Here is a 20,973-nt window from a genome sequence, read left to right as displayed (position 1 = left end):
TATCTCAGTTGAGGTGACGTCATATTTTTTTGAGTATCTTTTTTTGAATATAAAAGCTTGCTAGTAGCTATTTATCTATATCTGTTTGCCAAAGCCGTTAAGCCGATGCCACTGGCTGCAGATTTTTAGATAGCTCAGGATAGCGATGCAATAGCCTTGTAACGGCAACCAAACACGCATGACGCTCCATCTTGCCTGCAGAGTGCGTAAAGGTGAACAGTGTGGGCATAATGAGCGCTGCAAAGGTGCTGTCAGCTAATGCCACATCACGAAAGGTCTCAATCAATGCCAATTTGGCACGACTCGCAGATATGGGTTTTAGCGTGATATTGCTATCTGACTCAGTTGCCTCATATGACTGTGATGATGCTGATCGTTTATCTGAGCAGCGTTGTTGTTTATGCTTACTGCTGTCACTAGCAGCCGGCTCTTGCGAACCACCTAGACGGCCAGGTGGTAGCTCAAAAAGACCACGGCGTAGCAGCATTAGTAGCTGATCGATTTCTGCAGGCAAGCTTGCCAAACGTCTATCTGACTGCTCTGTTATGACTGGTTGATTACTGCTGTCTGTATTTTTGACAACATCTTTATCGGTGCTGGTTGGTTGCCAGTTTGGGGATGCGTGACGCGCCTTATAGTGTTTCCATAGCATGGTCACGGCGGCATAACGTACTTCTCGGTCTGTGCTTTGGGTCAATCGATATAAAGACTGCACATCTTGGAAATTGGCATGACGCTGCAGTAAGGTGATACCGATTTGGCGAGCGACTCGCGCTTTGCTTTCAATCAACGCATTCAACATGCCAGCATTCAATTGTGCTGACTGAACGTGATAATGTCGATTGGCAACGGATGGCTTATCCAATAGCGCACGCTTTAGCAGTTTCGTGACCTCAGTATAGGGAGATTCTGCCATCATCAGCCATAGGGCTGGCGTCGGTTGCCATGTCGCCATCTCATACTCACTCAGTAATAAGCCAAATGCTCGCAGCTGGCTGTTACAGTGTTGCAACAAAGGAATGACACGCTCCGCATCAAAAAACGAAGAAGGAACAATCGCATCAGGATCGACAGGTCTGTCTGTCAGTGCCATACAGATCTGTTCATGATGATGACTGAGGTAGCTGATCGCAAGCTCACTGATGGGTGCAGTGGCGTCATCTGTTGCCATATGCCACAGTGCATTGGCACCTGCAAAAGTATCGTCTTCAGACACCTCTCTCGATTGACCACTCAGCATCTGTAAAAATGCAGTTTCGGAAATAATCTTTAGCGGCGCACCATCGGCGATTAAGCTTTCGGCTTTAACTTGCTTGCTACCTTTACGGCCATTGCCATATAACGGTGAACCATCATCACCGATGACTAGATAATCCAACTTGCCATTAACAGCACCACTGATGGCACCATTAGCTGCTTTCACAACTTTTTCGGCCTCGCCACGAGTCATGCTTTGCATCTTGCCCGTGAATAAATAGCGTTGGCCGGTTAAATCTACTTCAGTAGCAGCGTCGCTACTCGAGTCTTGATTGTCAGTGCTGTTACTGGAAGCATTGTCAGTAGAGTCGCCTTCATTGCTGTCGAGATATGCGATAAAGTCGGCAGGCAAGAACCCTTTGTTAATGCGCTCAATAGCAAATTCGCGATAGAGTGCCTGATCGCTATGCGCAAGATTCATAAGCCAGTCGAAACCTAAATCTATCGGCGCAAACCGACGCACATCAGACAGCCAATTTCGCACGGTTTCTGCTAAATATTCATCAAAGGCCAAATGCTTTTGCCAGTTTTTAGTAGGAGTATCAGCAGATTTTAACTGTTCAATATATTCACTCACTTGCCAGTCAGGCTCATAGGCAAGTGCATGCCAATAGCTCATATCAAGCGTCGCGGCTGACAGTATATCTTCATCAAACCAATCGGTAATAGTCGATTGTGATAGTGGATGTAATAGCAGTGTTTGCCATACTGCCGCATTTACTTGGCTCAAATCCAAACGTCTGAGCTGGTCCAACGTAAAGTCCATGCAGTAGCTGTCATTGCAATCACTAGCATTGTAGTAACTACCATTATGAGCAGAGAAGTCCTGTTGCTCTGGTATGTCAAGCTGCTGGGCAACGCTAATAAAGTATTCAGTCCCTAGCTCTTTGGCACTATAAAGCTCAGGCAGTTTTTTTATCGCAAACTTTACGCTGTGTGTTCTACCGCTAGTCAGTCGTTCAAAAAACCACTCAGGGGTCAAATCGCGCCTTGTAAAGTGTTTGCTAAGTTGTTTGCTCGCGGTTTGATAGTGATGCTCTGTGTCTAATAGCTGACCCCAACCGTTGACACCGATATAAGCAACAGGATCACGACTTAAGATATTGTTGATAGCAAATGCTCTAACAGGCTCATAATCTGACATTGCCAGTAGCATCAGTTCAGTGAGCGATAAGTCTTGAGCGTAGCTTTTGGCATAGCCAATCGCATATTGATAGGCGGCAGGATAGTGTGAATGGAGTAGCTGCAGTACCACTTGATGCAAGCCCAATGTTTGAAATTTAGACTTTTCAAAATGCGGTGAGTTTTCCAATAGCCAAACTATCATCTCATCACGCGCTTTGCTGTGCGCTTGTCCGGCAGATAAATATTGTAGCGTCTCACCACTCACATCACGTAATTGGGTCTTAAAGTCGTGTTTTAGGCTATCGGTTGCGAACTGTCTGATAGCCTCGTTTTTGGCGATAGCCAATAGCTGGATAAGTGGTTCTGGGTCTCGTTGCCACGCCTCAGAGAACGCGCGACCTTTAGCATCAAATAGCTTGCGAGGTGAGCGACTGCTGAATCGATTGACGCCATAATCAAGGCTGTTATGGAAGCAGATATGATTAAGTACCCAGCTGTTCGTTTGTTCAAGGCCTCCTGCCGTCATGGTTTCGTCATAGCTGGCGAGTATAGAGACAGCAGCATCAATATAGCCAATTGGCATCTGCTGACCCAACTGCCGCAGATAACGCCATGCTCTAAGGCTCATATAGGTTTTGGTGGCTAGGCTGACCGCAGAGTTGGCGGTTTGATTGAAACGCTGTAAATCAATCTTGGCAGCTATTTGTCCAAAAATCTCATAATCTTGAGAAAATTCAGCTTGCTTATAAATACGCTTTAAACCCTTCCACACACCGTAGCTGACTGGCAAAGCTGTAATGGCTTGTTTTAAAATAGTTCTAGAATACGCGCTGCCATCTTCCCACAGTGCGGTCAGTATTATGTGAATTTTGTAGCGATCTGGGAGAGGGTAAACGCCTTCGTCTGCTTCCAGTTTGGCAGTCATTGCCACGCGCTCTGCAAACTGTACTTCGGGGTGTTGCTCCCGAAATTGATGACTAAATATCTTATCTAAAAACCGATCAAAAGTAAGCTCATGCTCAGGGATGGGCGACTCAGGAATATCATCAACTTGTGTTGCTAATAAACATAACTTATCAACCAAGCTAGGATCTTGGGCTTGCCAAGCTTGCTGAATTTGTGCGAAGGACAGACTCATAGAAATTTGCCTTAATTTTTATTTTGTCGGTGCGCGTAATTTTGTAGCATTATGAAAGCGCGTTTCACAGAAAATATCAAGGACTTTTGTAAGGAAATATATGGACTGCGACATATAGCGTCGCGCATGATTTTATTTGCAATTATATATTGACAATAATAACTGTGATGAGGCAAACTTAACGAGTTGTGAGATTTAGCGTTTCACCGTTTACGGTGAGGGGCGACGTTGCGTCGTCCACGAGTCAAGCCATTACATTTTACCCAAGGAAGACTGTTTCAGTCCTGCTAATACCTAGATAACGGCCCTAGTGTCATTAGCTCGCTGGCGCAATCACGCAATCGTGATTGAGCTAATGCACTAGGGCCGTTATCTAGGTGCAGTCCAGTGAGTCTTCCATGTACCAGGTCATGAGGTAGATTACACAACAATTGAGTGTGACATCGCTATGATGACATTCAAGGTCGTTAAAGCAAAACCGGATTAGGGCTGTTTATTCAGCGCTAATCCGGTTTTTTATTGCCTGATTATTAGTTGATAATAAAAAAGCCCTTTGTGATAGACAAAGGGCTTTTTAGTGCAGAAAATATGATTTTATACGGAACTATTTATCCCCAATAACCATCAGGACATTTAGGCAATTCAACCAAAGTCCGACGTAACGCATCTGACCACTGATGACGAATCGTATTAAAGTACTCATCACGCTCATCAATACGTCGGCCATTGGGCAGAGCTAGGCTGTCATTGTCATAAAGTACAAAATCTATCGGCATACCGACTGATAGATTTGAGTGAATCGTGGAATCAAATGATAGCATTAATGCGCGGGCTGCGTGTCTTACATCCGTGTTATAGCTGACAGAACGATCCAAAATAGGTTTGCCATATTTGCTTTCACCTAATTGAAAAAAGGGCGTATCTTCTGTGGCTTTGATGCAATTGCCTTCAGGATAAATCAGGTATAGCTCAGGTGGCTGTCCTTTGATTTGACCGCCAAGCATAAACGAGCTGGTAAAGGCGCCATCGCGACTAGAGTTAGCGACTGCTTTTGCATGGTTCATCTTTTCACGCATACATTCACCAACCATTTGCGCAGCATCAAACAACGTCGCTACCGTATTGAGGTTGCTCTCAGCACGCTGGTCAATGTCGCTTTGTAGTTTATTGAACACTGCTTGCGATGTCGCTAAGCTACCAGCTGTCTGTAACACCATAAAGCGCTCGCCCTCAACGCCGTATTGATACAACTTTCTGAATGTTGATATGTGATCAACACCGGCATTAGTGCGTGTGTCACTGGCAAAGACCATACCGTCTTTTAGACGAATGGCAGCACAATAGGTCATAAGATACCCTTGATGAAAAAAGTAATAGAAAATAGCAAACGCTATGATAGCTTTTTGACTAATACCAAACTGTAAAGATTTTCGTAACCGCCGCCCATACGCACGCCGCGGACAGGCGCCGTATCTAGATAGTCTCGCCCAATAGCCACATACACATGTGAGCTTGGGGTAAATGCTTGATTTGAGATATCAAAAGTATACCAGTAACCATCCAGCCAAACCTCAGCCCATGCGTGACTGGCCATGTGATTTTCGGTATCGTCATACAGATAACCGGATACATAACGCGCTGGAATCTGTTGATCGCGCAAGATACCTAAAAATACATGCGTATGGTCTTGGCACACACCGGCACTTGTCGCAAACGCTTCAGCAGCGGTCGTACCCACATGCGTGACGTCTTTAACAAAAGGCATTTTCATAATAAGGGCATTCGCCATTGCTTTTAAGCTGTCATGAGTAGGGGTTTTTAGATATGGCGCTGCAAATTCTCGCATCTCTTGTGAGCATTTGGTCAATGGGGTTTGTACGGTAAATAGCAGGTAGGGGACATGATCCATATCTTCTAGTCGTTCGGTTTCGGTATTGATCTCAACAATACCCGACGCCTGCATTTGTAAGTTGTTATGTGCTTCGTTACGACTGAGCGTGAGCCATGCATTACCAAAGCCGTCCTTTTGATTGGTCGCCACTTTAGGGAGCATGACATCCCATTTATGAATGGTTTGGTGCGGCATTTGCATGGGGGTCATGCGTATATACTGTACACTGCGCTGCGCCAGCTCATCGTAATAATAGTTGGTTTGGTGACTGATTTGAAGTTTCATGGCATTTTCCTTGTAGCATCTTTCTATTTTCTGTTTATTCCATATGTCTCATGAGCCATTGTTATTGGTTTTTGGCTAGACACCTTCTATACACCTTGACGCAATATGAGATTGAACTCTTTGCTAATCAGCGCAAAATCACTAAATTTCTTTGACCTGATCATCTGGTTGGTCAAACGGATAAGTTCACGCCAGCGCGTATTCTCCGGCAACTCATTAATCCAGTGTCTGAATTCAAAACTGATCTCTGTTGAATCCTCTCCCAACAAGACGGCGCGCTCAAGCTGCTCAAAGTGACGCCCTAATTGCCAAAAACAAGTCACTGTCGGATTTTCTTGTTTCATCGCAGCGTTACACGCGTGTAGCTGCAAAGTCGCTGCTCGATACGTGCCAGCACTCGATAAACGCTTGATCAAGTTATATAACTCAGCAGTATCTTTGCCAATGACACCTTTGGCCTCTTGGACATTGTCCTCAATCGATTGCACGATATTGGGTATGATGTTTTGTTCCAAATCAGCCATCATTTGTGCTTTCATGGTTGTCAGTGACACTTCACCATCAACGGCAAACCCTAAATGGCTAATTAAATGTCTGATCTGTGATTTTTTGAGATCGCCTTTGATAAGTTGTTTCATAACATCGTCGTAGTAATACAGACGCTCACTATATCGGCCTAGCCATATTAAGTGACTGGCGGTAGAGAGTAGCAGTATCATGGGCGCATCATCTAAACTCTCGTAACCTGTTTCTAAGGGTTGGACGCGATCATAGTAGTTCGCGTGCCCTGAAGAATTGACCCCTACCGATGATAAAGACGAGCACTTGTCGGTTTGCTGGCTGTCTAAATCGCTGTCATCAATAATCCAAGTGTCTTTGATACCGCCGCCTTGTGATGAATTGACGACCAAAGACCCTTCAACCATGGCCACTCGTGTCAGACCACCGGGTACAATATCTACTGTGCCATCACCATGACTGAGGATAAAAGGACGCAAGTCAATATGACGCGGTGCGATACCATCGCTTACGGCAGTAGGATTAGTAGATAATGAGATAGTCGGTTGAGCAATAAAGCCGGCTGGGTTTTCAAGCAGACGCAGGCGATATTCTTCGATTTCTTTTTTGGTTGATGTTGGACCAATAAGCATCCCGTAGCCACCTGAGCCCTGCGTTTCTTTTACCACTAGCTTGTCTAGATTGTCGAGCACATATTTCAGATCGTCAGGCTTACGGCACTGGTATGTCTCAATATTAGGTAGGATAGGCTCTTCATTTAAGTAGAATTTAATCATATCTGGTACAAAAGGATATAAACTCTTATCATCGGCCACGCCCGTACCAGGTGCATTTACGATAACGACGTTGCCAGCACGATAAGCACTCATTAGCCCTGATACACCCAATATGGAGTCAGATTTAAAGGCTAAAGGATCAATATAGGGGTCATCAATGCGGCGATAGATCACATCGACTTGTACCTTGCCGCGAATGCCTTGCATATAGACTTTGCTGTCCTCAACGACCAAATCATAACCATGGACGAGTGGCACATTCATCTCATGCGCTAAGAAAGCATGCTCATAATAGGCACTGTTAAAGCGACCTGGCGTTAAAATGACGACTTGTGGATCATATTTGGATGTTGAGCTGGCAAGACAGGCTTTGAGACGGTTGGGATAATCACTAATACCCATAATAGGCGTTTCAGTAAATATATCAGCTAATAGTGTCTCTGATATATTGCGACTCTCAAGCATATATGAGACGCCTGATGGGGTACGCAGGTTATCCTCTAACACACAAAACTTACCTGTCTCGTCTCGAATCAAATCAATACCGCTGATATGAGAATAAATAGGCTTGTCGAGCTCAATGCCCATCATCCACGGCTCATAGCAGCCACTGGCATAGACGTAGCTGGCAGGTACAATATCTGCCTTCATGATGGCTTGGTCATGATAGATATCATGTAAGAATGCATTGAGAGCGGTGATACGTTGTTTACAGCCTGCTTCTATTTGTTGCCATTCGCTCGCTGCAATAATGCGTGGAATGATATCAAACGGAATCATACGCTCGATGTTTTTGGCATCGCTATAGACGGTAAAGGTGACGCCTTTACGGTAAAAGATATTTTCTGCTTGTTCGTTTAGATAATTGAGGGCATCCATGTTGATGTTATCAAGCCAATGGCCAACAGCTTGTGCCACTGGGCGATACTGACCTTTACCTGTTTGGAGTTCATCAAAGCTTGGTGCACGTGATAGCGGTGTGTCTGATGAATTATTGGAGGGCGTATCCTGTGACTGATTTTGTGATTGGCTCTGCGATTGCTCTGGAGCGTTGTTTTTATTTTTCACGCTCGTTTTAGGGGTAGCGGCATCCTCATTTGTATTTTTATTCTGACTTTGGTCTTTGATTTGACCTATTGACTGCTCTTCTTGAGGTGGATTTTGGCTCTGACTCTGGGATTGAGATGGTTTTCTATTCATAAATACCTCACGTATCCTTGGTAAAGTTATACTTTATGATGAATACACTGTTTATGCTAAGTAGAGTAGCACTTGTACTGCGCCCAACAGGTAGTCTATCTCCTGTATGAACTATACAACGGTTACTGAGCAATATACAACAAGAGTTAAATAATAGATTTTTAAAAACTTGAACCTAATTTCAATAAGTTTAACTCAATAAAAACAGGAGGAGAGAAGACATGAAGCTACGTGGTAGGTTTTTAATGCTGGCAGGTATAGGGTTGTCAGCGACTATCAGTGTGACTGGCTGTGGTAGCGAACCACAACAAGATACCTTGCCCGCTGGTAGCACAGTGGTCGCACTTGGCGACTCATTAACCTATGGTTACGGCGCAAATCCTAAAACAGCATATCCTACGGTGCTAGCAGAGCTAAGCAAATGGAACGTCGTTAATGCGGGGGTCAATGGTGATACATCTGCAGATGTGCTTACTCGAGTGAATGAGATCACTGAGCAAAACCCAGATTTGGTCTTACTGGGTGTGGGTGGTAATGATGTATTGCAGCGCATTGCGCCTGATACCACTCGTGCCAATATCATCGCGACTATAGACACCTTACAATCCAACAATATTGACGTTGTCCTAATCGCTGAGCCGCATCTCAGTACCAGTGCTTTGTTTGGTAAGGCCAGTGATAATCCACTGTATGAAGATATTGCGGAAGCTAAAGGCATACCTCTGTATTCTGATGGCTGGTCAACTGTACTGTCAGATGAGGCTCTAAAGTCTGATAAAATTCATGCCAATGCGGCAGGTTATAGACAGTTCGCTGAAGGGTTGCATGATTATCTAAAAGACGAAGGGTGGGTACGCTAAACCGCAATGTAAACCACAGTTTTTAAGTTTAAAAGTTTTTAAGTTTAAAAATTATGAGTAGGGCGTATGTCTGTAGTCAGTATATAACGCACAAAAAAAGCAGAGAGCTTATTGACTAGGCTCTCTGCTTTTTTATTTTATTAATGGCTAATAAGTAATGATTTCATGGGAAGATATTTATAATGCAGTACTCTTATTCATCGTCACCCATGACGACTACCAAACCTTCATCAGCGGCTATCTTACCTTCGCAGATATCTTTATAAACCTCTAGTAAGCCATTAACTCCATCAAGCTCTTGAATCTTTAGCCACGCACTAGTTTTGGCGGTGCTATTCATGATGTAACGCATAGAGCGTTTATTGAACTCTTCAGGGCCCCATTCTTTCATACGTTGCTGTACATGACTGGGCGCAAAAAACTGTTGGCTACGTTCTTGAATGATACCTTCGGTATGACGTGGCTCGTCCCAGTGCGTAAGACCGACATTGCTGGTGTAGCGCATGTTATCGCCTAAGTGTCTATGTAGACGACTCAGAACATCAGTGTTGGCCGACATATCGACAATAACCGTCGGCTTAGTTGCATCAATCTGCTCTAGTGTGTCATAGCTAAGCACACTGTCATAAGCGTCAATTGACTGAACAAAATCTATATTACGGTTTGAGGTGAGACCGATAACGTGCGGTGCGTCTTTATCATCAACTAAGCCGTATGCTAAGCCAGTACTGGTCTTGCTAGAGGCACTGATAATCACCACTTGCTCTGCGCCAAACCAGTCATTACTCTTCAATAGATCATGTAAGCAGAATGAGGTTAAGTGCAATACGAACAGTAGCATGCGCTGATTGTCATTGGCACGGTCATAACCAGGTTCATAATTGACGCGCTGATACATATTGTAGCCAGGCGGCAGCTCGGCACGATGGGCACTACCATCCAGCAGGCTGCTCTGCGTGACTCGCTTGGGTGTTACGATTAATTCATTGGCGGGCGGGAAGTAACCAAATAAGCGCTCACCGACAGGTAGTGCATCACTATTGGACTCTACAACATCGCCAAAACCCCAGACTGGAATAATACCCCATTTCTCAGGCTCGTCACCATTTGGCGGAAAAAACTGCCAATAGCGTAATTGGTCACCCATGACTGCATAAGTAATATTATTCGCAGTAAAAGCAAAGCGATCAACTTTGACACGTACTTCACCATCGCCTAGGGTATGTACAGGCGTCTCTTGCAGGCGAGCTTGGGTTAGGTTTGCTTTATTGGTCTGAAATTCTTGCATGGTTATTTCCTTTTTTATTTTATAGTTATCGGATTAAGCATTAGCAGTTTTGGCTTGACGCGCTGCCGTAATTTGCATGATTTCACCCATGAGCTTGGGCATGTTTGCAGCGGCTTTTGGTCCTGCTTCTTTTAGACGTTTAAGGATAGCTAACTCTTCAGGTGGTGTACCTTCGCTGGCTCGTACCAATTTGGTGAAGCCATCTAATCGATTGTTAATCATCCATTCACGTAGCGCAGGCTCTTTTGACCAACGCATTTGATTCTGCATTTGTTTAACAAGCCCAACCAAAAAGTCCGTATCATGATTTGGGATTGGCACCACTTGGCATAACTCGTTTTTGACAGTTTCGTCATCGTAATTGGCCTCGATGTGGGCGATAAATGCGGCACTGAACACAGGCTGATAGGTACGTACGGTTTGCACCACCACAGTATCACCTTTGAACACATCGTACGTCTCTGTCACTGGTACTGCCCGTGCAGAGCAGTCGATATGCATTGTGTTGGGGGTGGTAGAAATACTGTCCTCATCAAAATAAATCTTGTCAGTATCTAAGCGAGTCACGCGCCCTTTACGCACAATGTTTTTAACACGGCGTAACTGCTTAAGCTCTTCACTGCTAATGGTAGCGCCATGGAACATTTGCGGGCGTACATTTGGATCAATACGCATTAATACGCCGCCTTTTTCTAATCGATTAAACAGGTCTTCGATGTTTTCAGCTTCAGCAATCGCTTCTGCTTGAGTAGCCTGCGCCCCTATAGTATGGGTGAAAAAATCACGAGAGGGTTGGGTGTTTTTACGATCGATCAGCCAAGCATCTCTTGGCATAATCCACGTGATATGGTCTGGATCAATTTGGTTTTCTAGTAGCCATAAAACCGCATCAATACCTGTTTTTCCACCGCCTATAATGACGTAACCATCACGGGATTTGGTTAGACTCGGCAAGTCATTTAGCGGGCCAAACTTAACACCTTCAGCAATCTCAAAGTTTGGGGTATGGGTAGCTGGTACTGAGGTTTTAAAATAAGTACCATCAATGATTTTTTTATTGACCTTAACCTCATAGCTAATATCAGACAGTAACGATGAAAACTTGCCGTCGCCTTGGTACTCACACATCGGAAAGTACTGCACGCGGCCACTTGGTAAAAACGTATGCTTCATGACTTTATCAAAGTACGCCATGACTTCTGCGCCTGTCGCCAGCTCAGACAAGCCTTTATTTAAACCAATCTTATCAATCATACCACCGCAAAGCTCACGTGAGCTAACGCCATAAAAAGACGACGGCTGATGCAGTGTGACAAACGAATAAGCATCGTTCCAATGACCACCTGGCTTATGATGTTTATCGACGATAATAATATTAGCATCAGTTTCTGTGAGCAGCACATCGGCAAAAGCCATGCCCACCGCGCCACTACCAATGATTAAATAATCCGTTTCTAGCTGTTGAATACTCATAGCGTCCTTACTCTTAAGTTGAGTTTCTATCAACACAATCAATTCATAATTGTTTGTGCATAACAGTGTTATATACTAGAATAACACTGTTATAATTGTCAAGACATAGTGAGAATCTAATGGATGCCAGAACCAAAATACTAAACGCCGCGTCTGAGCTTTTCTTAGAAGGCGGCGGGGATGCCTTGAGTGTACGCGCCATATCCAAGCGGGCAGGACTGTCCACTATCGGTATATACAGTCATTTCCAAGGTAAGCAAGGCATACTAGATACGCTGTACATAGAAGGATTTAACCTAGTCCGTGAAGCCATGGATGTCATTCCAGAAGGCAAGGCAAGCAAAGAGCAAGTGCTAGAGGCGTGCCTAGGGTATCTCAATGTAGGCGAGAAATATGAAGCGCATTATCGGCTAATTTTTGGGGAGTCTGATGCAGGCTATCAGCCCTCAATCGAGGCCATTGCAGCAAGAGATAGCGCATTTTCAAAGTTGGTTCGGGTGGCGGGTTCTTATTTATCAGAAGATGCTAGCGTGACGGAACGTCGGCAAATAGCATTAGATATCTGGGCAATCGTACATGGGTACGTCAGTATCAGTCACCATGTAGTGTTCGCCGATGAACTGGAGTTGGACTGGAAGACGATGGCACTTCGTGTGGTTGGAGTACAGTTGGATGCCATTGACCTAACCAAAGCTAAGCATCAATAAAGCCTTCTAAACGTCTCAATAAATCAGCAGTATCGAGGTGACAATGAATATCGAACAGCGATTTGTAAGTATTGATTATAGACATGTACATAGCGTTTAAATAATCCATCGCTGTACTTAAAAACCAAATAAGCAAACATATGTCTTTTATCTTGTAAACTGCATTATTTTAGGTTATTTTTCAGTATCGTTTACAGCTCTTTAACAAAGGAGAAGCAGTTTGGATACTAACTTGTCACCGCTTAAGATTTCAATGGTTGCGGCATTGACACTGCTTACAGGCTCGCAAGTATTTGCAGAGGCCAAGTACGGTGATTATGGTATGGAAACGGCGCTGACGCTTGCCCGTGACTATGCTGGTCGTTATACAGGTTCCGATAAAGAAGTCCAAGCCGCTGATTATATGCAGCAGCGCATGACCATCGATGGTAGTAACAACCAAGTCAATCGTCAAACGTTTGATTTCGTAGCGCCTCGTGGTTTGTTCAGAGGTCAAACGTTAACGAGTAATAACGTTGTCGTGACTCAAAAAGGCAGTGCTGATACTAACAGAACGCTATTTGTCGGCGCACATTATGATTCTGCCGTTGCCTATCCAAACTATGAAAATCTAGAGGCACTGGACGATAATGCTTCTGGGTCTGGCGTCTTAACTGAGTTGACCAAAAACCTGACAGGTATTGAGACAGAGCATGACATCCAATTTGTGGCATTTGGTGCAGAGGAGGGCGGTCTCAATGGGTCAAGGGCGTTTGTTGATCAGCTCACGGACGCAGAAAAATCAACAGCGTTGGGTATGATTAACCTAGATAGTCTGATTACAGGCGACAAAATGTATGCCAATGCAGGGCGAAATGCTTATGACAATGATGGCAACGAAGTGGCTGCCAACGTAAGTTTGCGTGAAAACGCACTGCACATTGCAAAAGAGCTTGGTATTACACTAGAAGTCAATCCAGCCATTATTGCACCAGGTGAGACAGAGCCATACGAGCCTTATGGTGTTGGCTGCTGTAGCGATCAGGAGTCTTTTGACAGCGTCATGCAGGTCGTCGGGTTTGAAGCGACTAACTGGGGCCTTGGGCCTGATTATGATGGTTACACACAAACTGAAAACCCAGATATTCCAGGTGGCTATACGTGGCATAACCCTGCATTAGATAACGAAGAAGTGCTTACTGCGGCCTTTGGTGCAGAACGTATAGCCCAAAGAATGCGTGACTACTCACGTATCATCAGCAAGTTGATTGTGGAGCAAACCAATGCTGATATCATCGCATCAACCAAAAGTGCGCTCAATCTTCAAAATACAATGGGCACTGCGTTAAAAAATAATGCTAACGACTCACACTCAGCGGTGCTTGAGCGCGCCAATGCTTTAGCATTACATACTCTCGATGATGCGCAGCCTTTTGATACCGAGTCGCGTACTCAGGTTTGGGTAGATGGCTCCCAAAGCTACGTGGATGCTGATGAGGTGCAAGAGGGCACTCGCGCCAATATTGGTCTATATGGCGAATATACGGTACAGCCAAGCTGGCGTGTTGGCGCAGGTGTGCAAGCGGCCAATCAAAACAATAACACCGTAGAAAACGGCATTAAAAAAGATACGAGCTATGGTATTCAGGCCTATTCTTTATTGGGCGGAAAAGACACGGCTTGGTGGAACACCACATCTCTGAGCTTATCTAAACATGACTTGGACGTTAATAGAACTGTAAAACTGGATGGCAATGACGGCATAAACATTATCAACAATAGCGAACGCGGTGATGCCGATGCCGATGTGTTTAGCGCATACAATGAGCTTGGCTATAATTTTATTATCAAGAAAAACGTCGCGCATGGCGCATTTTTGGGTCTGAATTACAGTGATACAGATATAGATGGTTATACCAGTGGTAATGCAAACTCTCGCACTGCGTTAAAGGTTGATAGCACCTCTAGCGAGGCATGGGATTCAGAGCTTGGTTACCAGTTACAATATGGCTTTGATTTGATGGACACGCCTGCCAAACTTCAAAGCAAAATCGCTTACGTGCATGTTATCGACGATGGTTTAACCGATAGTTTATCGACAACGTCTTTAGCTGACGGTCAAACAAGAGAGGTTAGTATCACTCAAGCAGATAAAGACGACGACTATGGACGTTTTGAGCTGAGTGTGAGTAACAAGGTTCACAACAATGTTTACGCATATCTGAATGGCGATACCACCTTTGCACGTGACGATAAAGACAGCTCAGTACAACTAGGCTTGCAATATCAATTTTAAATCTTGATGTGTGAATGTCAGACTGCGCTGCTCAATAATTCATTTATGAGCAGCGTTTTTTGCTTATGCATGTCAATATATTAATTATAAGTGCGTATTACTGATTGCCGCTACAGTAACCAGATTCAGTAATACCAATATGTGCAAAATACTAAAAGAATAGGGGTAGCGTATATGTTTGGCATCATAAAAGACTGGCTTGAGCAGCGCATACTAGATAATAGCGAATTTACCCATGCTGATTGGATGCAGGCGGCTGAGCGTATTGTGATACTCGATAGATTAAGTGTTGACGAGATGACACATTTATTTGAGCTAGCAACGTTATTTTTGGCTGATAAATCTATCACTGGTGCACAAGGTTTTGAGATTACCGATGCTGTCAGACAATCTATTGCACTACAAGCCTGTTTGCCGATCTTGAACTTAGGTCTTGACTGGTATGCTGGTTGGTCATCCATCATCATTTATCCTGGCTCGTACAAAAGCAACAGTACCACGGTAGATGAGTTTGGTATCGTCCACGAAGGCACTCAGCACCGTAGCGGAGAAGCATGGCTGCGAGGGCCTATTATTCTTTCATGGAAAGATGCCAAGCACTCAGGCGAACGTGACGGACACAACGTTGTCATTCATGAGTTCGTACATAAACTCGATATGATGAATGGCCGTGCCAATGGCTTTCCGCCGATGCAACCTGATATGGATCCTGCAAACTGGACACAAATTATGAGCCGCGATTTTGAAGATTTTCAAACACATCGCAAGTCAGGGCTTGATCGTTATGGCGCAACCAATCCTGCTGAGTTTTTTGCTGTTCTGAGTGAAGTGTTTTTTGAAACGCCGCAAAATCTAGTTGATGCTTATCCGGATATTTATCAGATTATGGTGAAATTCTTTCGTCAGACGCCGCTATAAATGATATTTATAGAGATAGTGATAGTAAGCTGTATTCAAGACAGCATAAGTATATTGGAATTGGGGAAGCTGAGGTGACTAACACTATAAGTGATAATGTGGCAAAAGTAGAAATCTATGAAAGTGCTGATGGAAAGGCGCAAGTGGATGTACGTTTTGAGCAAGAGATTGTCTGGCTGTCATAAGCACAAATGACTGAGTTGTTTGGTCGTGATCAATCAGTAATTTCTCGTCATATCGCCAATGCCATAAAAGATGAAGAAATCGCTGAAAAAAGCAATATACAAAAAATGCATATTGCAAATTCAAACCGTCCGGTGATTTTTTATGACTTAGATGTGGTTATATCAGTAGGCTAACGAATCAAATCTCCTCAAGGCGTGCAATTTAGGCGTTGGGCAACGCAGCGACTACGTGAATACTTAGTACAAGGCTATACGCTCAATCAACAGCGCTTCTATAAAAACTCAAGCAAGCTACAACAAGCGCTAAAATTAATCAAAAAAACCGCACAAAGTTCCGAGCTTAAAACTGACAAAGCTTGTCATTAAAAACTATATTAAAAACCATGTAGTACAAGCTGCTATATATATTTTATCGAATATATATAGTATTTATCACCAGATAGAGTAGGCTGCTCATTTAAACAAGTCTTATAAAAGTTGTCGGGCAATCTTTCTCTACACCTTAAACCGTCCATTGATCATTAATGATAGCTACCAGATACCGTTTACCTTGATACTCATCAAATACCAAGCGCAAAACACGCCAGTCCATACCATCATACTCATCCGTGCCTTTATGATAAAACTCCACAACATCTGATGTTTGGTATGTCTTTTTTAAGTTATTGATAGAATTGCCATTATTTTTGAATTCATTGACATTGATGCTAGCATTGTTGAACTTTTTACCATCCACCCAAGTATCTAAATAAGTAGGTAACGGCATGACCTGAAGATCGCCAGTACCGTCTTTTTCGCCCCAAGTAAATTGGATGTTGGACTGCTGTAAATACTGTGCAAATTGCCCTCGGCTAAAGACTTTGTCTGACTCAGGCCGTACATAAGCGTACATCGAAAAACGAACGCCACGTGTTGGATGGATATCATTAGTGATTCGAGAAAAATCCTTATTTGCCAGTGCGCGCTTTATACGTAACGCTTGCTGTCTAAGGGTTTGCTGGCTGATATCAGCATTACTAGGTGTTGATGAGCTACTGGTTGGCTGAGATACAATAGCTTCACTAGACTCAGAAGCAGACTGACAACCCGTCGCAGCTAGCGTAAATAACAGAAGGCTGCTAGAGGCTAATGTCGCAGATTTTTCCTTAAAAAAAGCAGGTAATGTCATCATAAAATCATCCTTAGCACAGTTATTAGCGAAAGAAACATCACTATAAATTGTCATGGGAACTGGTAAAAAATACCATAGAAGCGCTATGTAATCGATATTTTGGTAAGTAAACCTGAATGATACGATAATACAGCAGAGTCCGAATATAGGTATGATGTAATAGTCGTAACACTTATAGGACAGAAGTTCGCTGAGAATAAGATGCCAACATATAAATCGCTGACATTACTATTGACCATAGGACTGATGACTGTCGGTAACGCCATAGCCGATGTATCAAAAGTAGATCAGAAACAAAATGCCATGGCTGATATAAAGATTGCGACCATCACAAAAATGTACCAACAAGATATTGATGATCAAGGTATGAGTCATCCTGTCGTGCTGCAGCAATACGCAGATGCTGACTTGCAAGCAGCGATGCAGCTTGAGCAAGAATATTTTGATAAAACTCAGACGTCCTGCAATATAGATTACGATGTACTTTGGAACTCGCAAGATCCTGACTATACGCAAGACAAAAAGTTTTCAATAACTGATCAAGGATTGGTTCAGGTTAGCTTGGCGCAAGGTAGCGATATTTATTATGAGTTGTCATGTGATGACAAAGATAAAACTTGCCAAGTCGCAGATGTGGTTTTAGATCAGGATGGCAAAACGTTGCAGAATCATTTATTTGAAACTTGTCGTTAGTAAAACTCTATAACCAATATTAAATCTAATATAAGGCATAAGAATGACATGGTATAAATGGTTTTGCGCTTAACTACTAAAACCGTTGGTTTGTTTTCGCATAATGTATATTATGTTAAATAAGGTCTATGCAGTAATAACTTCATAATACAGGCTGCGATCCTTATATAGTAAATAGTCAGTTATTTTGATCAATGGCTGTTATTGCGATCATTACTATGGTGAATATATACGACCTGCCTCAACGCACCTTAATCTCGCTAAAAATCTATATTAATCATCCTCTACATGCGGATCAAATGCATTTACTTTTCCTACGTTAGCATTAAGTTTGTGCAATAAACGAATCAAAATATCCAGCTCTTCTGTTTGGAAATCACTTAATAACAAAGCTTCACGTTCAAGTGCAACCTGCAAAATACTATCATGTAGCACAATACCTTTTTCTGTCAAACATATTAATGAAGAACGTCCATCATTCTTGTCTTTTGTGAAGCTAACAAAGCCACTTTTATTCAGTATTTTTAGTGATCGGCTAACGCCAGCTTTATCTAAGCCAATCATTTGACACATGCGATTGGCAGTGATGTTCTGCTCTACTTTTAATAATGCCAATAAACGCCATTCCACTACGCCAACATCGAAGTTTTTTCGATAACATGCTGATGCGCCACTAGATAATTTATTAGCCAAAAGGGTGATAAGCGCTGGAACATATCGCTCTAGATCCAGCTGATTTCTTTCTATTACAGTAAGGTTTTTTGTCATGTCAATTTGTTCTCAGTAATCAGACCTCTAAAGCTACGTACGATAGCTACGTATGGTAAACGTCTCATCTTACTTACTTTTCTAGGTATTTTCTAGCAACACGACTCACCTACAACAAATTTGTTTTCATAATTTAAAAAACTAAGAATTTAGTTGACATAGCAACCACTTTGCAAATATAGTTGTTATGTCAACAAGTTCATAAACATAGTAGTTATTGTATTTGTGAACTGCCTACAAATATCCAAAAGACATGGAAGGTCACCAAATGTTAGAAGTCACTATTCTTACTAAAAAATACGAGACCGCTGATATTGTCAGTTTTGAACTGGGTAAAGCTGATGGTTCCGCCTTGCCAGCTTTTGAAGCAGGCTCACATATTGATGTGAAGGTAAATGAAAATTTACTACGTCAATACTCACTCTGTAATTCTCCAAAAAGGCATCAGACATACAAGATAGCAGTCTTAAAGGATGCCAATTCTCGTGGTGGCTCACTTACGGTGCATAAAACCTTTGAAATCGGAGATAGTATTCAAATCTCCCCTCCTCGTAACTTGTTTCCATTAAATAAAGACAGTCAAAGAACGCTTCTTTTTGCTGGTGGTATTGGTATTACTCCCTTGTTGTCTATGGCGCAAGTTCTTAATGAGCTAGGGAAAGAGTTTGAACTACACTATTTTGCGCGTTCAAAAACCAGTACCGCTTTTTATGAAGAGCTAAATAGCTTGCCGTTTGCTAGCAAGATATTTTTTCATTTTGATGATGAAAACGATAAGAAAGATAGCGCTATAAGACATGCTCTTGACCAAGAAAATCCTCTGAATAAAACAGCACATCTTTATACTTGTGGGCCGAATGGCTTCATGGATTATATTTTTACTACAGCGCGTTCACTCGGTTGGAAGAATGACAACCTACATAAAGAAGTGTTTAACGCAGAATCTATTGTGTTAGACGACAGTGACAAAAGCTTTACGCTTAACCTTGTCCGCTCTGGCATTAGTCTAGAAATTCCAGCAGACAAAACTGTCTTAGAGGTATTAGAAGACGCTGATATTGAAATCGATGCATCATGTGAGCAAGGTGTTTGCGGCACGTGCCTGACCAAAGTAGTTAAGGGCGTACCAGATCATCGAGATCAATTTCTTACTGAGTGCGAAAAATCACTCAATAACCAGTTCACACCATGCTGTTCACGAGCTTTGACTGACTCGCTTAGCATTGATTTGTGACAGAGCACTTTTATTACCATACTCTAAAACTAAACAAGAGGTTAACCATATCAATTATGACCACTCAACAAGTCAATCCCAAAGAACTGATGAAATTATCTGCTCCGAACCGTTCATCTTTTCCTCTCGATATGTGGTATGTCGCTGCGCTAAGTAAAGAGTTGCAAGACAAGCCTTTAGCACGTACTTTACTCAACGAAGCAGTTGTACTTTATCGAACAACAGACGGTCGAGTTGGTGCATTAGAAGATCGGTGTTGTCATAGAGCTCTACCCCTGTCACTAGGTATTCCCGAAGAAACTGGTTTGCGGTGCGGTTATCACGGGCTGTTATTTGATAAATCAGGAAAATGCATTGAGATTCCGGGACAGGATAAAATTCCATCTAAGGCTAAAGTGGACGCTTACCCAGTAAAAGAACAAGATGCAATTATTTGGATCTGGTTTGGTTCAGAAGAGCATCCGCAACCGAATTGCGAGCCACCTACTTACTCTGTTCATAATGATGACAACTATCTATATGATGGTGATATTTATCACTATGAAGCACCTTATCAGCTAATACATGATAATTTATTGGATCTAAGCCATTTAGGTTATGTTCACGTTCATACCATTGGTGGTAATGCACAAATTCACATGAATGCAAAAATGCAGGTAGAACAAAAAGGTAACTGTGTTCAAGTCACACGTCATATGCTTAATTCTACCCCACCACAAACTTATACTGCAGCCTATCCTTTTAAAGGGCAAGTTGATCGCTGGCAAGAGATCGTTTTTTACCCTTCGCACCTCGAAATCTGGACTGGCGCTGTCAATGTGAATACCGAATCAATCGATAATCCAAATCGTGGTGGTTTTCACTTAAAAGGTTTTCATGGCGTTACCCCTGAAACAGATGAAACCAGCTTTTATCTTTGGACACAGGCTAGCAACCCTACCAGTAACCCTGAAGAAAATATGAAATTGGTGATTGAACAAACCATTTTAACTTTCGATGAAGACAAGACCGTTATCGAAGCACAGTATGCCAATATGAAACGCTTTGGTGAGAAAAAAATGATTGATATACACGTTGATGCTGGCGCTAATCGAGCGCGTCGAATTATTAAACAACTAAAAGGAGATTAAATTTAATATGAGAGACAAAAAACCAAGTACCTAATAGCATGGTGGTCAACCAAAAAAAGACGTTTTTATATTCGCTTTGT

General features: G+C 42.8%; 17 protein-coding genes. 9 read left to right on the top strand and 8 right to left on the bottom strand.

Annotated features, from left to right (window positions below; all coding sequences use genetic code 11):
• Nucleotides 1-97: 97 nt before the first annotated feature.
• The 4 genes from ACQKC9_RS00560 to ACQKC9_RS00545 form a co-directional block, all read right to left on the bottom strand.
• Nucleotides 98-3,520 carry a hypothetical protein gene (locus tag ACQKC9_RS00560; RefSeq protein ID WP_427620111.1) on the bottom strand — a complete coding sequence of 1,141 codons (3,423 nt, stop codon included), beginning with the start codon at nucleotides 3,518-3,520 and terminating at the stop codon, nucleotides 98-100.
• A 608-nt stretch (nucleotides 3,521-4,128) separates the two neighbouring features.
• A complete protein-coding gene (locus ACQKC9_RS00555; protein WP_057760236.1) occupies nucleotides 4,129-4,869 on the bottom strand; it encodes a peptidase in 741 nt (246 codons plus the stop codon).
• Nucleotides 4,870-4,910: 41 nt separating this feature from the next.
• On the bottom strand, nucleotides 4,911-5,696 hold the full coding sequence (locus tag ACQKC9_RS00550; RefSeq protein ID WP_201568944.1) for a transglutaminase family protein: 786 nt from the start codon (nucleotides 5,694-5,696) through the stop codon (nucleotides 4,911-4,913).
• A gap of 86 nt (nucleotides 5,697-5,782) precedes the next feature.
• Nucleotides 5,783-8,191, bottom strand: a complete 2,409-nt coding sequence (locus ACQKC9_RS00545; protein ID WP_427620110.1) for a circularly permuted type 2 ATP-grasp protein — start codon at nucleotides 8,189-8,191, stop codon at nucleotides 5,783-5,785.
• Between the two features lie 221 nt (nucleotides 8,192-8,412).
• Here ACQKC9_RS00545 and ACQKC9_RS00540 point away from each other — a divergent pair, with 221 nt between their 5' ends.
• Entirely contained in the window at nucleotides 8,413-9,051 is a 639-nt protein-coding gene (locus tag ACQKC9_RS00540) for a GDSL-type esterase/lipase family protein (protein WP_427620109.1), read from the top strand.
• 193 nt (nucleotides 9,052-9,244) lie between these two features.
• Here the strand turns inward: ACQKC9_RS00540 and ACQKC9_RS00535 are convergent, their stop codons facing one another.
• Nucleotides 9,245-10,339 (bottom strand): DUF2855 family protein, encoded by a 1,095-nt coding sequence (locus ACQKC9_RS00535; RefSeq protein WP_427620108.1) that lies wholly within the window; start codon nucleotides 10,337-10,339, stop codon nucleotides 9,245-9,247.
• A 33-nt stretch (nucleotides 10,340-10,372) separates the two neighbouring features.
• Nucleotides 10,373-11,812 (bottom strand): NAD(P)-binding protein, encoded by a 1,440-nt coding sequence (locus tag ACQKC9_RS00530; protein WP_427620107.1) that lies wholly within the window; start codon nucleotides 11,810-11,812, stop codon nucleotides 10,373-10,375.
• Nucleotides 11,813-11,931: 119 nt separating this feature from the next.
• Here ACQKC9_RS00530 and ACQKC9_RS00525 point away from each other — a divergent pair, with 119 nt between their 5' ends.
• From ACQKC9_RS00525 to rhuM, 5 genes are all read left to right on the top strand, one after another.
• Nucleotides 11,932-12,519, top strand: a complete 588-nt coding sequence (locus ACQKC9_RS00525) for a TetR/AcrR family transcriptional regulator (protein WP_427620106.1) — start codon at nucleotides 11,932-11,934, stop codon at nucleotides 12,517-12,519.
• Between the two features lie 220 nt (nucleotides 12,520-12,739).
• On the top strand, nucleotides 12,740-14,794 hold the full coding sequence (locus ACQKC9_RS00520; RefSeq protein WP_427620105.1) for an autotransporter domain-containing protein: 2,055 nt from the start codon (nucleotides 12,740-12,742) through the stop codon (nucleotides 14,792-14,794).
• Nucleotides 14,795-14,968: 174 nt separating this feature from the next.
• Complete coding sequence (locus ACQKC9_RS00515) at nucleotides 14,969-15,712, top strand: zinc-dependent peptidase (protein WP_427620104.1); 744 nt, start codon at nucleotides 14,969-14,971, stop codon at nucleotides 15,710-15,712.
• Between the two features lie 191 nt (nucleotides 15,713-15,903).
• Complete coding sequence (locus tag ACQKC9_RS00510) at nucleotides 15,904-16,071, top strand: hypothetical protein (RefSeq protein ID WP_290176312.1); 168 nt, start codon at nucleotides 15,904-15,906, stop codon at nucleotides 16,069-16,071.
• A gap of 3 nt (nucleotides 16,072-16,074) precedes the next feature.
• Nucleotides 16,075-16,263 (top strand): RhuM family protein, encoded by a 189-nt coding sequence (rhuM, locus tag ACQKC9_RS00505; protein WP_427620452.1) that lies wholly within the window; start codon nucleotides 16,075-16,077, stop codon nucleotides 16,261-16,263.
• Nucleotides 16,264-16,399: 136 nt separating this feature from the next.
• On the opposite strand, the gene ACQKC9_RS00500 is transcribed toward rhuM, so the two are convergent.
• Entirely contained in the window at nucleotides 16,400-17,068 is a 669-nt protein-coding gene (locus ACQKC9_RS00500; RefSeq protein ID WP_427620103.1) for a hypothetical protein, read from the bottom strand.
• Nucleotides 17,069-17,269: 201 nt separating this feature from the next.
• Here ACQKC9_RS00500 and ACQKC9_RS00495 point away from each other — a divergent pair, with 201 nt between their 5' ends.
• Nucleotides 17,270-17,761, top strand: coding sequence for a hypothetical protein (locus ACQKC9_RS00495; protein ID WP_427620102.1), 492 nt, complete (start codon nucleotides 17,270-17,272; stop codon nucleotides 17,759-17,761).
• Nucleotides 17,762-18,034: 273 nt separating this feature from the next.
• Here ACQKC9_RS00495 and ACQKC9_RS00490 read toward each other — a convergent pair whose 3' ends face one another.
• Nucleotides 18,035-18,529 (bottom strand): MarR family winged helix-turn-helix transcriptional regulator, encoded by a 495-nt coding sequence (locus ACQKC9_RS00490; protein ID WP_427620101.1) that lies wholly within the window; start codon nucleotides 18,527-18,529, stop codon nucleotides 18,035-18,037.
• A gap of 268 nt (nucleotides 18,530-18,797) precedes the next feature.
• Here ACQKC9_RS00490 and ACQKC9_RS00485 point away from each other — a divergent pair, with 268 nt between their 5' ends.
• Together ACQKC9_RS00485 and ACQKC9_RS00480 are read left to right on the top strand one after the other, a co-directional pair.
• Nucleotides 18,798-19,763: a PDR/VanB family oxidoreductase gene (locus tag ACQKC9_RS00485; protein WP_427620100.1), complete on the top strand. Its 966-nt coding sequence runs from the start codon at nucleotides 18,798-18,800 to the stop codon at nucleotides 19,761-19,763.
• Between the two features lie 56 nt (nucleotides 19,764-19,819).
• The gene (locus ACQKC9_RS00480; RefSeq protein WP_427620099.1) at nucleotides 19,820-20,893 is read left to right on the top strand and encodes a Rieske 2Fe-2S domain-containing protein; all 1,074 of its coding nucleotides are present in this window, start codon (nucleotides 19,820-19,822) and stop codon (nucleotides 20,891-20,893) included.
• The last annotated feature ends 80 nt before the right edge of the window (nucleotides 20,894-20,973 follow it).

The organism is Psychrobacter sp. NPDC078409, assembly GCF_050268505.1.
GTDB lineage: Bacteria > Pseudomonadota > Gammaproteobacteria > Pseudomonadales > Moraxellaceae > Psychrobacter.
The sequence above is the reverse complement of the archived record's forward strand: the minus strand, read 5'-3'. Positions and strand labels throughout refer to the sequence as shown.

Excerpts from the sequence above, each read along its gene's own strand:
- ACQKC9_RS00515 (WP_427620104.1), top strand. The coding sequence starts at position 14,969 with ATGTTTGGCATCATAAAAGACTGGCTTGAGCAGCGCATACTAGATAAT.
- ACQKC9_RS00555 (WP_057760236.1), bottom strand. The coding sequence starts at position 4,869 with ATGACCTATTGTGCTGCCATTCGTCTAAAAGACGGTATGGTCTTTGCC.
- ACQKC9_RS00485 (WP_427620100.1), top strand. The coding sequence starts at position 18,798 with ATGTTAGAAGTCACTATTCTTACTAAAAAATACGAGACCGCTGATATT.
- ACQKC9_RS00500 (WP_427620103.1), bottom strand. The coding sequence starts at position 17,068 with ATGATGACATTACCTGCTTTTTTTAAGGAAAAATCTGCGACATTAGCC.
- ACQKC9_RS00510 (WP_290176312.1), top strand. The coding sequence starts at position 15,904 with ATGACTGAGTTGTTTGGTCGTGATCAATCAGTAATTTCTCGTCATATC.
- ACQKC9_RS00480 (WP_427620099.1), top strand. The coding sequence starts at position 19,820 with ATGACCACTCAACAAGTCAATCCCAAAGAACTGATGAAATTATCTGCT.
- ACQKC9_RS00535 (WP_427620108.1), bottom strand. The coding sequence starts at position 10,339 with ATGCAAGAATTTCAGACCAATAAAGCAAACCTAACCCAAGCTCGCCTG.
- ACQKC9_RS00545 (WP_427620110.1), bottom strand. The coding sequence starts at position 8,191 with ATGAATAGAAAACCATCTCAATCCCAGAGTCAGAGCCAAAATCCACCT.
- ACQKC9_RS00490 (WP_427620101.1), bottom strand. The coding sequence starts at position 18,529 with ATGACAAAAAACCTTACTGTAATAGAAAGAAATCAGCTGGATCTAGAG.
- ACQKC9_RS00525 (WP_427620106.1), top strand. The coding sequence starts at position 11,932 with ATGGATGCCAGAACCAAAATACTAAACGCCGCGTCTGAGCTTTTCTTA.
- ACQKC9_RS00550 (WP_201568944.1), bottom strand. The coding sequence starts at position 5,696 with ATGAAACTTCAAATCAGTCACCAAACCAACTATTATTACGATGAGCTG.
- ACQKC9_RS00495 (WP_427620102.1), top strand. The coding sequence starts at position 17,270 with ATGCCAACATATAAATCGCTGACATTACTATTGACCATAGGACTGATG.
- ACQKC9_RS00530 (WP_427620107.1), bottom strand. The coding sequence starts at position 11,812 with ATGAGTATTCAACAGCTAGAAACGGATTATTTAATCATTGGTAGTGGC.
- ACQKC9_RS00540 (WP_427620109.1), top strand. The coding sequence starts at position 8,413 with ATGAAGCTACGTGGTAGGTTTTTAATGCTGGCAGGTATAGGGTTGTCA.
- ACQKC9_RS00560 (WP_427620111.1), bottom strand. The coding sequence starts at position 3,520 with ATGAGTCTGTCCTTCGCACAAATTCAGCAAGCTTGGCAAGCCCAAGAT.